Origin of the sequence: Ruegeria pomeroyi DSS-3 (genome assembly GCF_000011965.2) — a bacterium.
GTDB classification, from domain to species: Bacteria; Pseudomonadota; Alphaproteobacteria; order Rhodobacterales; family Rhodobacteraceae; genus Ruegeria_B; species Ruegeria_B pomeroyi.
This window is the reverse complement of sequence record NC_003911.12, coordinates 3,326,494-3,340,296: the sequence shown is the minus strand read 5'-3', so window position 1 is coordinate 3,340,296 and position 13,803 is coordinate 3,326,494. Positions and strand designations below refer to the sequence as shown.

At 66.1% G+C, this 13,803-nt stretch carries 15 protein-coding genes; 7 read left to right on the top strand and 8 right to left on the bottom strand.

The genetic code is table 11. The annotated features are described in order from the left end of the window. Positions 1 to 67 precede the first annotated feature (67 nt). The 3 genes from SPO_RS15860 to fsa form a co-directional block, all read right to left on the bottom strand. Positions 68 to 988 (bottom strand): tyrosine recombinase XerC, encoded by a 921-nt coding sequence (locus SPO_RS15860; RefSeq protein ID WP_011048820.1) that lies wholly within the window; start codon positions 986 to 988, stop codon positions 68 to 70. Beyond that, complete coding sequence (locus SPO_RS15855; protein WP_011048819.1) at positions 985 to 1,692, bottom strand: DUF484 family protein; 708 nt, start codon at positions 1,690 to 1,692, stop codon at positions 985 to 987. The genes SPO_RS15860 and SPO_RS15855 overlap by 4 nt, the downstream gene beginning before the upstream one ends. A gap of 221 nt (positions 1,693 to 1,913) precedes the next feature. Then, positions 1,914 to 2,567, bottom strand: a complete 654-nt coding sequence (gene fsa, locus SPO_RS15850; protein ID WP_011048818.1) for a fructose-6-phosphate aldolase — start codon at positions 2,565 to 2,567, stop codon at positions 1,914 to 1,916. 118 nt (positions 2,568 to 2,685) lie between these two features. Between fsa and SPO_RS15845 the strand changes: the two genes are divergently transcribed. Continuing rightward, positions 2,686 to 4,896, top strand: a complete 2,211-nt coding sequence (locus SPO_RS15845) for a primosomal protein N' (RefSeq protein WP_011048817.1) — start codon at positions 2,686 to 2,688, stop codon at positions 4,894 to 4,896. Positions 4,897 to 5,045: 149 nt separating this feature from the next. Here SPO_RS15845 and SPO_RS15840 read toward each other — a convergent pair whose 3' ends face one another. The 4 genes from SPO_RS15840 to SPO_RS15825 all read right to left on the bottom strand — a co-directional run bounded on the left by SPO_RS15840 (position 5,046) and on the right by SPO_RS15825 (position 7,878). Further along, positions 5,046 to 5,792 (bottom strand): anti-sigma factor family protein, encoded by a 747-nt coding sequence (locus SPO_RS15840; protein WP_011048816.1) that lies wholly within the window; start codon positions 5,790 to 5,792, stop codon positions 5,046 to 5,048. Next, on the bottom strand, positions 5,789 to 6,307 hold the full coding sequence (locus SPO_RS15835; RefSeq protein WP_011048815.1) for a sigma-70 family RNA polymerase sigma factor: 519 nt from the start codon (positions 6,305 to 6,307) through the stop codon (positions 5,789 to 5,791). The genes SPO_RS15840 and SPO_RS15835 overlap by 4 nt, the downstream gene beginning before the upstream one ends. Before the next feature lie 15 nt (positions 6,308 to 6,322). After that, a complete protein-coding gene (locus SPO_RS15830) occupies positions 6,323 to 6,703 on the bottom strand; it encodes a COG4315 family predicted lipoprotein (RefSeq protein ID WP_044028662.1) in 381 nt (126 codons plus the stop codon). Between the two features lie 110 nt (positions 6,704 to 6,813). Further along, positions 6,814 to 7,878 (bottom strand): YeeE/YedE family protein, encoded by a 1,065-nt coding sequence (locus tag SPO_RS15825; RefSeq protein ID WP_011048813.1) that lies wholly within the window; start codon positions 7,876 to 7,878, stop codon positions 6,814 to 6,816. A 169-nt stretch (positions 7,879 to 8,047) separates the two neighbouring features. Here SPO_RS15825 and SPO_RS15820 point away from each other — a divergent pair, with 169 nt between their 5' ends. The 4 genes from SPO_RS15820 (at position 8,048) to SPO_RS15805 (ending at position 12,001) form a co-directional block, all read left to right on the top strand. Beyond that, positions 8,048 to 9,280 (top strand): MFS transporter, encoded by a 1,233-nt coding sequence (locus SPO_RS15820; RefSeq protein ID WP_011048812.1) that lies wholly within the window; start codon positions 8,048 to 8,050, stop codon positions 9,278 to 9,280. 4 nt (positions 9,281 to 9,284) lie between these two features. After that, on the top strand, positions 9,285 to 10,679 hold the full coding sequence (locus tag SPO_RS15815; protein ID WP_011048811.1) for an MATE family efflux transporter: 1,395 nt from the start codon (positions 9,285 to 9,287) through the stop codon (positions 10,677 to 10,679). Further along, positions 10,679 to 11,557 carry a 50S ribosomal protein L11 methyltransferase gene (locus SPO_RS15810; protein ID WP_011048810.1) on the top strand — a complete coding sequence of 293 codons (879 nt, stop codon included), beginning with the start codon at positions 10,679 to 10,681 and terminating at the stop codon, positions 11,555 to 11,557. The genes SPO_RS15815 and SPO_RS15810 overlap by 1 nt, the downstream gene beginning before the upstream one ends. A 99-nt stretch (positions 11,558 to 11,656) precedes the next feature. Further along, on the top strand, positions 11,657 to 12,001 hold the full coding sequence (locus SPO_RS15805; RefSeq protein ID WP_044029343.1) for a hypothetical protein: 345 nt from the start codon (positions 11,657 to 11,659) through the stop codon (positions 11,999 to 12,001). A gap of 82 nt (positions 12,002 to 12,083) precedes the next feature. On the opposite strand, the gene SPO_RS15800 is transcribed toward SPO_RS15805, so the two are convergent. Beyond that, complete coding sequence (locus tag SPO_RS15800; RefSeq protein WP_011048808.1) at positions 12,084 to 12,302, bottom strand: DUF1127 domain-containing protein; 219 nt, start codon at positions 12,300 to 12,302, stop codon at positions 12,084 to 12,086. 331 nt (positions 12,303 to 12,633) lie between these two features. On the opposite strand from SPO_RS15800, the gene ruvC reads away from it, so the two are divergent. Then, complete coding sequence (ruvC, locus tag SPO_RS15795; protein ID WP_011048807.1) at positions 12,634 to 13,131, top strand: crossover junction endodeoxyribonuclease RuvC; 498 nt, start codon at positions 12,634 to 12,636, stop codon at positions 13,129 to 13,131. Next, positions 13,128 to 13,802: a Holliday junction branch migration protein RuvA gene (gene ruvA, locus SPO_RS15790; protein ID WP_011048806.1), complete on the top strand. Its 675-nt coding sequence runs from the start codon at positions 13,128 to 13,130 to the stop codon at positions 13,800 to 13,802. The genes ruvC and ruvA overlap by 4 nt, the downstream gene beginning before the upstream one ends. Position 13,803: the final 1 nt, after the last annotated feature.

Here is a 13,803-nt window from a genome sequence, read left to right as displayed (position 1 = left end):
CTCTCATGACGGAAAACCGACGGGGTTGCAATTCGTCTGCTGCAAAAGCGATGCTCGGGCCGGGCGCTCAGGCCTTTGGATGGCTGCGGTTGTAGACATCCATCAGATGGGCGGTGTCGACGGCGGTATAGGCCTGGGTGGTCGACAGCGAGGCATGGCCGAGCAGTTCCTGTATCGCGCGCAGATCGCCGCCAGCCTCAAGCAGATGGGTGGCGAAGCTGTGGCGCATTGCATGTGGCGTGGCGGTGGCGGGCAGGCCCAGCTGCATCCGCGCCTTGGCCATCACCGCCTGGATGCTGCGGGCGTTCAGCGGGCCGCCCCGGGCGCCGCGAAACAGCGGTGTCTCGGGCTCCACCGGCCAGGGGCAAAGCCGCAGATAGGTGTCAACCGCCGCGCGGGCGACGGGGATCACCGGAACCAGACGCTCCTTGCCGCCCTTGCCGCGAATGCGAAGCGTGGCAGGCAGCGGCGCCGCGCGCCCGGTGAGCGACAGCGCCTCGGAGATGCGCAGCCCGCAGCCATAAAGAAGGGTCACCACCGCCATGTCCCGGGCGGCGATCCAGGGTTTGCTCGATTGCAACTCGACCGTGTCGATCATGGCGCGCGCCGCATCCTCGGCCAGCGGGCGGGGCAGCTTCCTCTGGAACTTCGGCGCTCGGGTCGACAGGACGGCGGTCGGTTCGAACCCCTCGCGTTCGGCCAGCCAGCGATAGAAGCTCTTGACCGCCGACAGCTTGCGCGCCAGCGAGCGGGCGCCGATCCCGTCCGCGCGCATCTGCGCCATCCAGGCCCGCATGTCGGGAACCCCGATACGGGCCAGCGGCGCCAGCCCCTGTGTCGCGCCGAAATGCAGGGTCATGAAGGACATGAACTCGACCACATCGGTGCGATAGGCGGTGATGGTGTTCTCGGCCCGACCCGCCAGTGCCCGTTGCGTGTCCAGCCAAAGCTGCAACGCATCGCGGCAGGCGGGTGAGATCAGGCTCACGACAGCCAGCGGCGCATCGTGCGTTCGAATACGCCGGCAAAGAACGCAAGTAGATCAGTGCCCAGCTGCGGGGTGAACTGATGCGGATCCTCGGCCCCCATCGCCAGCATGCCCGGCAGGCGGCCAGGTCCGAGATCGAGTTTCAGGCAGGCCTCGGAGCGGATCCAGTCGGCCCGGCGGCCATAGACCTGGGGCGTGGCCTGTTGCAGCTGGCGCAGCGTGACCTGGCGGGGCATCGCGTTGCGCCCGGCGGTCAGATAGCTGTCGACAAAGCCCGGCTGCGCCACGGTCAGCACATCGTCGAGCCGCTCCAGCGAGGCGCCGCGCTCGGCCTGGCTGCTTTCCAGCACCAGCCGGATCGCGTCGACGCGCAGAACCTCGGCCACTTCGGTGCCCAGATCCCGCAGGAAGGTCTCGAAATCCACCGGATCGAGCAGCCGCAGGACAGCGCGCTGCACCTGATTGGTGCCGGCGAGATTCTCATAAGCCGCCGCGATGACCGACCTATGGGTGTCCTCGAGCCGGTCGAGCCGGGCCTCGAGCCGTTCCATCGCGATGCCGCGCAGATCAACGACATTGCCGCCCATCGCCCGCTCGTTCGCGGCGACAAGCGCATGCATGATGTCCTTGTCATCCAGTACCGCCTGCGGCTTGGCGATGATCGCCTCGCGCAGGGTTTCGTCCAGTTTCGGGCTGCTGCTCATTCACGCCTCGTTTTATGTTGGGACGTTTTATAACACGGGATTGCGATTTTTCTGCCGAAAAATCAACACCCGAGCGGATTTCTACCGGTGGGTGTAGCCTCGCCGGAGAAACCCGGCAGGCTGACGGTGCGGCGGGGCTAAGAAAATTCGCCGAATTTTCTTGGCGGTCCGGCCCGGTCTTTTGCTGCGCGCGCGATGGCGCGCGCAGCAAAAGTGATTACTCAGAGGATCTTGATATCCGCCGCCTTGATATCGGCCAGGAACGCATCCAGCCCCTTGTCGGTCAGCGGATGGTTCACCATCGCCTTGATCACGGCGGGCGGGGCGGTGATCACATCGGCGCCGATCCGGGCGCTGTCCAGGATATGGTTCACCGAACGGATCGAGGCCGCCAGGATCTGCGTCTCGAAGCCGTAATTGTCATAGATGGTGCGGATATCCTCGATCAGTTCCATCCCGTCCAGGTTGATATCGTCGAGCCGCCCGATGAAGGGCGAGATGAAGGTTGCGCCCGCCTTGGCCGCCAGAAGCGCCTGGTTGGCCGAGAAGCATAGCGTCACGTTAACCATGTGGCCGTCGTCCGACAGCACCTTGCAGGCTTTCAGCCCGTCCCAGGTCAGCGGCACCTTGACCGCGATATTGCCGGCGATCTCGACCAGCTTGCGCCCTTCGGCGATCATGGTTTCGGCATCGGTGGCGGTCACCTCGGCCGAAACCGGCCCGTCGACCATGGCGCAGATCTCGCGCGTGACCTCGATGATATCGCGGCCCGATTTCTTGATCAGCGAGGGGTTGGTGGTGACGCCGTCCACCATACCCAGGTCGTTCAACTCGGCGATGGCGTCGATCTCGGCGGTATCAACGAAGAATTTCATGGGGCAGTCCTTTGATGGGTTGGCCTCGGTCTGGCTTGCCTTTACCTCATGAGACAGGCGGCGCAAACCCCGAATGCCGGGCTGTGCCTGCGCATCGGGTTTGACGGGAGCCATCAGCTTGGACACGGGCGGCTTGGACAGCGGCGGGTTTTTTGAAGAGGGAGCGCTGGTCTCGGTCCTGACCACGCAGCCGCTCGACCGGACGCTTGATTACAAGGCGCCCGAAGGCGGCTGTTTCGTGGGTGCCTTTGTCGAGGTGCCGCTGGGCCCGCGCAAGGTGCTGGGCGTGGTCTGGGGGCCGGGGCGGGGTGACTTTGACCGCTCCAGGATTCGCTCGGTATTGCGGGTACTCGACGTTGCACCGATGCGGGAGGAGATGAGAAGTTTTCTGGGCAGGACCGCCGATTACACGCTGACGCCGATGCCCGCGATGCTGCGCCTGGCCACCCGCGCGCCGGGCCTGGGCGATCCGCCCTCGATGCGCAAGGTTTATCGGCTAGGCGGTGTGGACCCCGACCGCATGACCGACGCGCGCGCCCGCGTGCTTGAGGTGCTGCGCGATTATGGCGGGCTGGCCTTCACCCTCAAGGAACTGGCCGAAATGGCAGGGGTGACCGCGTCAGTGGTCAAGGGGCTGGTCAAACAAGGCGCCGTGCGGGAAGAGGACAGCCCGCGCGATCTGCCCTATCCGCATCTCGACCCCGATCTGCCCGGCAAGGCGCTGACCGAGGATCAGGTCCGCGCCGCCGACAGCCTGCGCGCGGGGCTGCGCAGCGGGCGCTACGGCACCACGCTGCTCAAGGGCGTCACCGGTGCCGGCAAGACCGAGGTCTATCTGGAGGCAGTGGCCGAGGCGCTGCGCATGGGCCGGCAGGCGCTGGTGCTGCTGCCCGAGATCGCTTTGACGGCCGAGTTCCTGAGCCGGGTCGAGGCGCGGTTCGGGGCGCGGCCCGCCGAATGGCATTCGGGCGCGACCATGACCGAACGCCGCCGCGTCTGGCGCATGGTGGGGCAGGGCGCGGCGCAGCTGGTGGTGGGCGCGCGCTCGGCGCTGTTCCTGCCGTTCCGCGACCTGGGCCTGATCATCGTGGATGAGGAACACGACACCTCCTACAAGCAGGAGGACGGGGTACTCTATAATGCGCGTGACATGGCGGTGCTGCGCGCGGCGATCTGCGGCGCGCGGGTGGTGCTGGCCAGCGCCACGCCCTCGCTGGAAAGCTGGGCCAATGCGGATGCGGGCAAATACGAACGGGTGGAGCTGACCTCGCGTTTTGGTCCGGCGGTGCTGCCGCAGATGCAGGCCATCGACATGCGGGCCGAGACGATGCAGCCTTCCAGCTGGATCTCGCCCAACCTGCGCCGGGCGGTAAGCGACCGGCTGGCCAAGGGGGAACAATCGCTGCTTTTCCTCAACCGGCGCGGCTATGCCCCGGTCACGCTGTGCCGGGCCTGCGGGCAACAGATCGGCTGTGACCATTGCGATGCGCGCATGGTCGAACACCGGTTCCTGAAACGGTTGATGTGCCACCAGTGCGGCGAGACCAAGCCGATCCCCGAAACCTGTCCTCATTGCGGCGCCGAGGGGCGGCTCGCCCCTGTTGGTCCGGGTATCGAGCGGTTGGCCGAAGAGGCCACCGCCAGTTTTCCCGAGGCCCGCATCGCGGTGCTCAGCTCGGACATGTTCGGCACCGCCCGCGCGCTGAAGGAGCGGATCGAGGCGATTGCGGCAGGTGAGGCGGATATCGTCATCGGCACCCAGTTGGTGGCCAAGGGGCACAACTTTCCCTTGCTGACGCTGGTGGGGGTGATCGATGCCGATCTGGGCCTGCAGGGCTCGGACCTGCGCGCCGCCGAGCGCACCTTCCAGCTGATGCGGCAGGTGGCGGGCCGGGCGGGGCGCGCCGAGAAACCGGGCCAGGCGCTGTTGCAGACCTATCAGCCCGAACACCCGGTGATCCGCGCCATCCTTGCGGGGGACGAGGAACGGTTCTGGCGTGCCGAGGCGGCTGAGCGTCAGGCCGCCGGAGTGCCGCCCTATGGGCGGATGGCGGGGATCATCCTGTCGGGCCCCGAGGCTGGGCCGGTCTTCGATCTCGGCACCGCCATGGCACGCAACGACGCAGCCCTGCGCCAGATCGGGGCGCAGGTCTTTGGCCCGGCACCCGCGCCCATCGCCCGCGTCCGGGGCCGCCATCGGGTGCGGCTCTTGGTCAAGGCGCCCAAGGGCGCCCCCCTGCAAGAGGCGATCGCCCGCTGGATCGCGCCGCTGCGGCTGAAGGGCGATCTGCGCCTCAGTGTCGATATCGACCCACAGAGCTTTCTTTGATCTTTTGCGAGGCTCCGCCTCGCGCTCCGGAGTACTTATTACCAGAAAGAAGCAGGACCCGCATTCCGGCTTCTTTCTGGTCGGAAATACTCCGGGGGTGAGGCCCGCGAGGGCCGAGGGGGCAGCGCCCCCTTTTTCGACCTCCGATGCTAGAGCAATTGCTCATAGGCGCTGGTCGCCATCTGGCGCAGATCCTCACGGGCCAGCGCACCGGTCAGGACAAAGCCCAACCCGCCCTTGGCCCAGTGCAGACTTTCGGTCTGCCGGTCCCCGGCAAAGCGCAAGGTACTGTTACCCTCCTCCTGCGGCGCCACATAGAGGGTGATCCGCTGGCCTTCGGAATTCTCATACATATAGAGCCCGGCCACCCATTTGCCCGCAGGCAGGATGCGCCCGCCCATCAGGGCAAAGCCCGAGGCGGAGAGGTCCGGCGGGCTGACCGGCGCGCCGATCCGCTTGGACATCCAACTGTTCATATGGTCGCGCTGGCTGGCCGGGACCTCGACCGGATGCACCACTTCGACGACAAATGTCCTGTGCGCGGTCAGGGCCGCATCGGCCAGCGCCGGGGCGGGTGAAGGGTCACCCAGCCGGGCATGCCCGGCCCAACCGACCACAAGACCCAGCATCAGCACAGCCGAAGCCGCCAGCGCCTGGCGCAGCAGCGGGGCGCGGGGGGCGCATAGCGCGTCCCGCAGCCGCGCGGGCACCACGTCCTCCTGCATATCGCCATAAAGCGCGCGGATGTCCTCGTTCTGCCGGGCCCAATCCAGCAGCAGCGCCTGCGCGCGCGGATCCTGCGCCAGCCGCGCCTCCAGCGCGGCGCGCTCGGCGGGCGGCAGCGCATCCTCGAAATAGGCGATCAGCTCTTCGTCGCTCAGCGGGTCCTGGGTCATGCGCCTTTACCCCTTTGGGCCGGGCCAGTGGCGGGGTCCCCGCGCCCGGTCATGGTTCTCAGATTGGCCCGCGCGCGTGCCAACCGCGACATCAGCGTGCCCTTGGGAATGTCGAGCGCCGCCGCCGCTTCGTCGAAACTGGCCCCTTCCAGCGCCACGAGCAAGAGCGCGCGGCGCTGATCCTCGGGCAGGCGGGCGATGGCGGCCTCGGTCTCGCGCAGGGCCATGTGGCTGTCCTGGCCTGCGGGACGGGCCGGTTCCACCACCAGATCCTCGACCGCAACCAGATGTCCCGCGCGCGCCGCGCGGCGGCGCAGGTCGCGATGCCGGTTGATCAGGATGCGAAACAGCCAGGCCCTGAGCGCGCCGTCAGGGCGGCGGCCACCAAGACCGGCCACCGCCCGTTCCAGGCAATCCTGAACCAGGTCGTCGCCCGCCTCGCGGTCCCGCATCAGCGCATGGGCATAGCGGCGCAAGTCGGGGATCAGGGCTTCGATCTGGTCGAGGATCGCCATTCAACCGCTCCGCCGTCAGGGACGGGCCAGATGCCACACGCCCTTGACGCCGTCACCGGAGATGTCACCGGCCTTGGCATCCTTGATCCAAGTGTAAAGCGGCATGCCCTTGTGGGTCCACTGGCGCGAGCCATCGGCGCGCAGCACGATGCCGAATTCGCCCTGTGGACGGGCGGTATTGGCGGCCTCGAGCGGCGGCCATTTCGCCGCGCAATCGTCATAGCAGTTCGACACGGCGGGCGTGTCCTTGTCAAAGGTATAGAGCGACAGGCCATTACCATCGGTCAGCACCGCGCCCTTGGCGGTGTCGCCGGTCTGGATCGCGGCGCCCGCCAGGGCGGATGTGGCGATGGCCAGCGACAGGGCGGCCAGGGCAAGGCTCGGTTTCAGGGTCATATCGGGTGTCCTTCTGATCTCATGCAACCGGCGCCTCATGCAACCGGCAGATCAAAGGACGCCAGCGCGCCGCAAATAATCCCTGACCTCGCGTTTTCGTGATCGCGCGCCTATGCGGCCCTGGGGCTGGCGGCGCGCTGGTCGATCAGGAAATCGGTGGCCATGGCCCCCACCCACATGAAGAACAGCGCCGCCCAGGCGGTACCGACAAAGATCGAGCCTCCGGTCACGCCCGCGCCGATGGCGCAACCGCCCGCAAGCATGCCGCCGAACCCCATCAGCGCTGCGCCGATCATCGCCTTGCGCATGGTGACCGGCCCGTCAAAGGCCTGGATCTTCATCTCGCCCGCCAGCGCCGCCGCGATCATCGCGCCGATGAACACGCCGGGCACCAGCCCGACGTCGAATTCCAGAACCGCGTTGCGGTCCAGAAAGAACATCAGCGTATGCGCCGAGGGGCCGGTAAAGGTGGCGCTTTCGATCTGTACCGGCTCGAACGCGACCTGGCTCAGCGCATAGGTGAGCACCCAACCCAGCGCGACGGCAAAGCCCACGCCCGAGGCAAAGACCAGCCGCGCCGCGCCGATCCTGTGGCGCCGCGCCAGCACCAGCGCCAGCACCGCGCAGACCAGGCCGAGTACCAAACCGCCGTATTCCGGCAGGCCAAAGGTGCTGAGCAGGTTCATGTTGCGCCCGCCCTCGGTGATCCACAGCGCGGCCAGCTTGTCGCGCAGGGGTGACAACAGGCCCGACAGGCTCATCTGTGCCACCACCGCAAAGATCAGCCCCGACACGACCGAGCGCAGGTTGCCGGTGGCCGCCAGCACCAGCAGCCGCCCCGAGCAGCCGCGTGCCAGAACCATGCCAGCGCCGAACATCAGCCCGCCGATGATCGCCCCCGACCAGCTGCCGGGCACCGCCATCATACGGGCATCGGCACCGTTCATCAGCCCCATCAGCTGCGCCGCCTGCACCCAGACCAGCGCGGTCGAGAAGGTCAGCAGCCAGACCGCCACCTTGTCCTCCATCCGGCCGCGTGCGAATTCGACCGTGGCCGCGCGCAGGCAGAACCGCGACCGCTGGGCCGCGACACCAAAGGTGATGCCGGTGATCAGCCCGAACAGGGCGGCGGTTGGGGCTTCGCCGATGCGTTCGACAAGGCTGACAAGGTCCATGACGCTCTCCGCGCTGCAAAAGTTGCGCCGTTATAGCGACACATTCCGATATGTGATTTGATTTAGGTCATGCGGCTGTGCCGGACTGTCCTGCGCGCTGGTGCAGGGTGGATGTGCGGCGCTGGCTTTGCTCTCGCCAAGATCGGGGAATGGGCGTAAGGCATTTGCCATGTTTCGACCCGTCCCCCTGTCTCAGGCCGCCAGCCTGCCGTTCTGGCGCCGACCCATCACGCTGTTGTTTGTGATGGCCATCGCCATGCCTATCGCCTTCAATGCATGGAGCGCGCTGCTCAACAATTTCGTCATCGAGGTGGCCAATTTCGACGGCGCTGATATCGGCCTGCTGCACACGGTGCGCGAGATTCCGGGGTTTCTGGCCGTTGGCGTGATCGCGGTGATCCTGGTGATGCGCGAGCAGGTGCTGGGGATGATCTCGCTGGTATTGCTGGGGCTGGCCACGGCGGTCACCGCCTGGTTTCCCAGCCTTGGCGGGCTCTTGATGGTGACCCTGTTCAGCTCGATCGGGTTTCACTATTACGAGACGGTGAACCAGTCGCTGCAACTGCAATGGCTGTCCAAGGAGAGGGCGCCGCAGATGCTGGGCTGGCTAGTGGCCACGGGATCGGCCTCGACGCTGGTGATCTATGGGCTGATCGTGCTGACCTGGGACCGGTTCGAGCTGAGCTACAATACGGTGTTCATGGCGGCAGGTGGACTGACCGTGGTGATCGCCCTCTTTTGTCTGCTGGCCTATCCGCAGTTCGATGCCCCGACGCCGCAAACCAAAAAGCTGATCCTGCGACGGCGCTACTGGCTGTACTACGCACTGCAATTCATGGCGGGCGCGCGGCGTCAGATCTTTGTGGTCTTCGCGGGGTTCATGATGGTCGAGAAGTTCGGGTTCGACGTGCACGAGCTGACCGGACTCTATCTGATCAACCTGGTGATCAACATGGGTGTGGCGCCGCTGTTGGGCCGGGCGGTGGCCCGGTTCGGAGAGCGCCGCACGCTGGTCTTTGAGTATTCCGGGCTGGCGCTGGTCTTTGCGGCCTATGGCGGCATCTACTGGTTCGGCTGGGGCGTGACGCTGGCGGCGATCCTTTACGTGATCGACCATATCCTGTTCGCCTTGGCGCTGGCGCTGAAAACCTATTTCCAGAAGATCGCCGACCCAGCCGATATCGCCCCCACCGCTGCTGTCGCCTTTACCATCAACCATATCGCGGCGGTGTTCCTGCCGGTGTTGCTTGGTCTGCTCTGGGTGGTGTCGCCCTCGGCGGTGTTTGCCCTGGCGGCCTGCATGGCGCTGATCTCGCTGGGTCTGTCGCTGCTGATCCCGCGCCATCCCGAACCGGGCAACGAGACGGTGCTGTCGAAATACATGCCCGCCCCGGCGGAATAGCCCGATGGAGCGGCGCGGGCGGTTCCTCAGCGGTTCGACCATGGGCCATGTGGTCCGCATGACCCTGACCGGCGCGATGGGGATCACCTTTGTCTTTCTGGTCGATGCGGCCAATCTCTACTGGATTTCCCGGCTGGGAGAGCCGCGTCTGATGGCGGCGATCGGGTTTTCCTTTGCCATCCAGTTCCTGTCGGTCAGCGTCGGCATCGGGCTGATGATCGGCGCGGTGGCGCTGATCTCGCGCGGGATCGGGCAAGGGCGGCGCGGGCTGGCGCGGCGGCACGCCACCAGCGCGATGATGATCGCCTTCGCGGTTCAGAGCCTTGCCGGGTTGCTGATTTTCCTGTTCCGCCACCAGATCGTCGCCCTGTCGGGCGCGACCGGCGAAACGGCAATACTGGCCGCGCGCTATCTGGCTTTGACGGTCCCGTCCCTTGGCGTGATGGCGGCGGGAATGGTTGCCAACGGCGCGCTCAGGGCCGAGGGCGACGGGGTGCGCTCGATGTCTGTCACCCTGACCTCGGGTGGGGTCGCGATGGTGATCGACCCGTTCCTGATCTATGGCCTTGGCATGGGGCTGGACGGGGCCGCGCTGGGCGTTGTGCTGTCGCGGTTCGTCATGCTGGCCATGGCGCTGCGCTTTGCCACCGGGCCGCACGACCTGCTGGCCCGGCCCCGGCGGCGCGACGTCATGGGAACGCTGCGGCCTTTCATGGCGATTGCGGTTGCGGCGATCCTGACCCAGTTGGCCGCCCCGGTCGGCAATTACATCCTGACCTCGGTCATGGCGCAGTTTGGCGATCAGGCGATGGCGGGTTGGGCCGTGGTGGGGCGGCTGACGGTGGTGGCCTTTGGCGGCATCTTCTCGCTGGCGGGGGCCATCGGCGGTATCTTTGGTCAGAACTTTGGCGCCGGCGAACATGCGCGCCTGCGCAGCACCTATCGCGACGCGGTTCTGTTCGGCCTTGGCTATACGCTGGTGATGTGGGCGGTGCTGAGCCTTGCCGCCCCCGGTATCGGGGCGGTGTTCGACCTGCAGGGACCGGCGCTCGACGTACTTCATGCCTTTACCCATGTGGGCGCGGGCGGATTTGTCTTTGCCGCGCTGCTCTTTGTCTCGAATGCTGCCTTCAACGCGATGGGCAAGGCGCGGCGGGCGACGCTGACCAACTGGCTGCGCGACGGGGCGCTGACGCTGCCCGCCGCGCTTTGGCTGGCGGGCGCCTATGGGGCCGAGGGCGTGATCTATGCGCAAGCGCTGTGCAGCCTCGTGGTGGGGCTGGGGGCCGCGTTCTGGGGCTGGCGGTTCGTGGTCAGCCTGGGCCGCCGTCACCTGCCACGGCTTGACCTCGCGCCGCCACGGCCCTACGCGCATCCTGACAGATACAGGAGACGCTGATGCCCACCTTTACCGCGCTGACCACCCTGACCGGCAAATCCCAGGCCGAGGCGCTGGGCGAGGCGATGGAGACCCTGACCCCCGAACCCACCGGTATCGGCGTGTTCGAGTTGGAGGACGGCTCGGGCCTGTGGGAAGTCGGCGGCTATTTCACCGAGACCCCGGACGACACCGCGCTGGCGCTGCTGGCGGCGGTGCATGGCGCCCAGCCCTTCGTGGTGTCGGAATTGCCCGAGACGGATTGGGTCGCCCATGTCAAACGCGAGCTGTCGCCGGTCGAGGCGGGGCGTTTCTTTGTCTATGGCAGCCATGACGCCGACAAGGTGCCCGAGGGCCGTATCCCGCTGCTGATCGAGGCGTCGATGGCCTTTGGCACCGGCCACCACGGCACCACGCTGGGCTGTCTGCGCGCGCTGGACGGGTTGATCGAGCTGGGGTTCAGCGCCGCCAAGGTGGCCGATATCGGCTGTGGTACCGCGGTTCTGGCAATGGCGGCGGCGCGGGTCTGGCAGGGCGATTTTCTGGCCTCGGATATCGACGCGGTTGCGGTCGAGGTGGCCGAGGCCAACCTGAAGGCGAATGGCATGGCGGGCGCGGTCACCTGTCTGGAGGCGGCGGGCTTTGACCATCCCGATCTGGCGGCACAGGCGCCCTATGACCTGATCTTTGCCAATATCCTGAAAGGGCCGCTGGTGGCGCTGGCCCCGGACGTCGCATCGCATCTGCGCCCTGGCGGCTATGCGATTCTGTCCGGTATTCTCAACGAACAGGCAGATGATGTGATCGCGGTTTATGCGCAGGCTGGAACCAATCTTGTCGATCGTGGGGTGATTGGTGACTGGACCACGCTGCTGCTTCGCAAAATCGACGCATTTTAGGCCAGTTTTACGGGCATTTTAGGCATGGGCCTTGGTTTTGCCTCATTTCGACCGTAGCTTGGATCCAACGCTGGTGGGGGCCGGTGTATGGAGGCTGCCATGGTCGATAACAACGTTGACTTCGACCAACGCATTCGTCGATTGAACAAGAAGCACGAGGCCCTGTCGCGCGGCTATACGGCCCGCATGCGCAAGGATGGTCTGATCGAGCTGAAGCCGCGACGCGGCGGTGGCCGCATGCCGCTGCGCGCGCTTGTGTTGCTCTGCGGAGCGGTTCTTGCTTTCAAGGCATTCCTGTTGGCCAGTCTTGGCCCGGACAGCTATGACGCCCGCCTGTCGCGCCTGGCAGAGGGCACGCCGGTCGAACAGGCCGGGGCCTGGGTGATGCAGGCCGATCCGGCAAGCCTGTTCCTGGCCGAACAGATCGGGCCCATTCTGCGCTGACTTTCCCTCGGCAAAGAAAAAACGCCGCATGCACGTAATCTGCATGCGGCGTTTGCTGTTGTCCCGAGGGAGCGGGATGAACTCAGTAGGCGGTCTTGCCTGCGACAACGGCGTCGATGTCGGCGCGGCTCATGCCGATGTCTTCCAGTTCGCGGTCGCTCAGCGCGGTCAGCGCGTTGCGGGTGGCGCGGGCGTCGTTCCAGGCGACAAACGCGTTTGCGATGATAGAGCCAAGGGCAGCGATACGGCCAACGAGGCCGAAGGAGCCTTGGGCGAAGCGGGTGGTGTCCAGTGCGGCCATATCCGTGCGTCCTTTGTGGTTTGGTGAGTGGTGGTCGTTGTTTCAGCGGGGCATCTAGGCGTCGAAAATCGACAGCACAAGCACGGAAATTGCATGTTGGACATGCGCTGTGTGCATAGGTGCGAAACGCCGAAATCCCTTTGTAACATTGGTGAAAACGGGTGGTAAAACCTGTCGCTTTCTGCAATGCAGCATGTCGTTTTCGTGCCAGAAGTCGAAAACGGATTTCGAGGCGTCGCAAACATGCGTGAGCGTAAAGCGCTTGGAAAATGTTCCCCTTTCGTGCTAATCCGTGAGAAAAGTTACAACAATGGGCAGGCGGGGCGGAGATATGCGCATTCTAGGCATCGATCCCGGGCTGAGAACGCTCGGCTGGGGCGTCATCGAACAGCGCGGCAGCCGGCTGTCGCATGTGGCCAATGGGCTGTGTCATTCCGACGGCGACGACCTGGGCGAGCGGCTGTTGTCGCTGCACAATCAGATCGTCGAGGTGATCGAAGAATACCGGCCCGATCAGGCCGCGATCGAGCAGACCTTTGTCAACAAGGACGGGGCGGGCACGCTGAAACTGGGCCAGGCGCGCGGCGTGGCGCTGCTGACGCTGGCGCAGGCCGGGCTGCCGGTGGGCGAATACGCCCCCAACCGGGTCAAGAAGACGGTTGTGGGCGTGGGCCATGCCGAAAAGGAACAGGTCATCCACATGGTCAAGCTGCAATTGCCAGGCTGTCTGCCCAAGGGGGCGGATGCGGCCGACGCGCTGGCCATCGCCATCTGCCACGCCTATTACGGAAGCGCGCAGGCGCTGAGCCAGAGGGAGGTGCGGGCATGATCGGCAAGTTGACGGGGCGGCTCGACTATCGGTCCACCGACCATGTGCTGATCGATGTGCGCGGGGTCGGCTATATCGTCTATTGCTCGGACCGGACGCTGGCGGCACTGCCCGGCGTGGGCGAGGTGGTGGCGCTTTATACCGATATGGTGGTGCGCGAGGACCTGATGCAGCTTTTTGGCTTCATGTCGCTGGCCGAGAAGGAATGGCACCGGCTGCTGTGCTCGGTCCAGGGGGTCGGGGCCAAAGTGTCGCTGGCCATTCTGGGCGCGCTGGGGCCGGACGGGGTGAGCCGGGCGATTGCGCTGGGCGACTGGGCCTCGGTCAAGTCGGCCAAAGGCGTGGGGCCGAAGACGGCGCAGCGCATCGTGCTCGACCTCAAGGACAAGGCGCCGGGCGTGATGGCGATGGGCGGCACCGTGGCCCAGGCGATGGAGGGCGCGGTAGAGGTGGTCGAGGTGATCGAACCCGCCGCTCCGGCACCGCGCAAGGCCGCGCCGCCCGGCGGCGCCGGTGCTGCGACCGCTGGCGCGCTGTCGGCGCTGTCAAATCTGGGCTATGGCCCCTCGGACGCGGCCGCCGCTGTGGCTCAGGCCGCCGCCGAAGCGCCCGAGGCCGGAGAGACAGACCTGATCCGCGCGGCGCTGCGCCTGCTGGCGCCCAAGACATGAG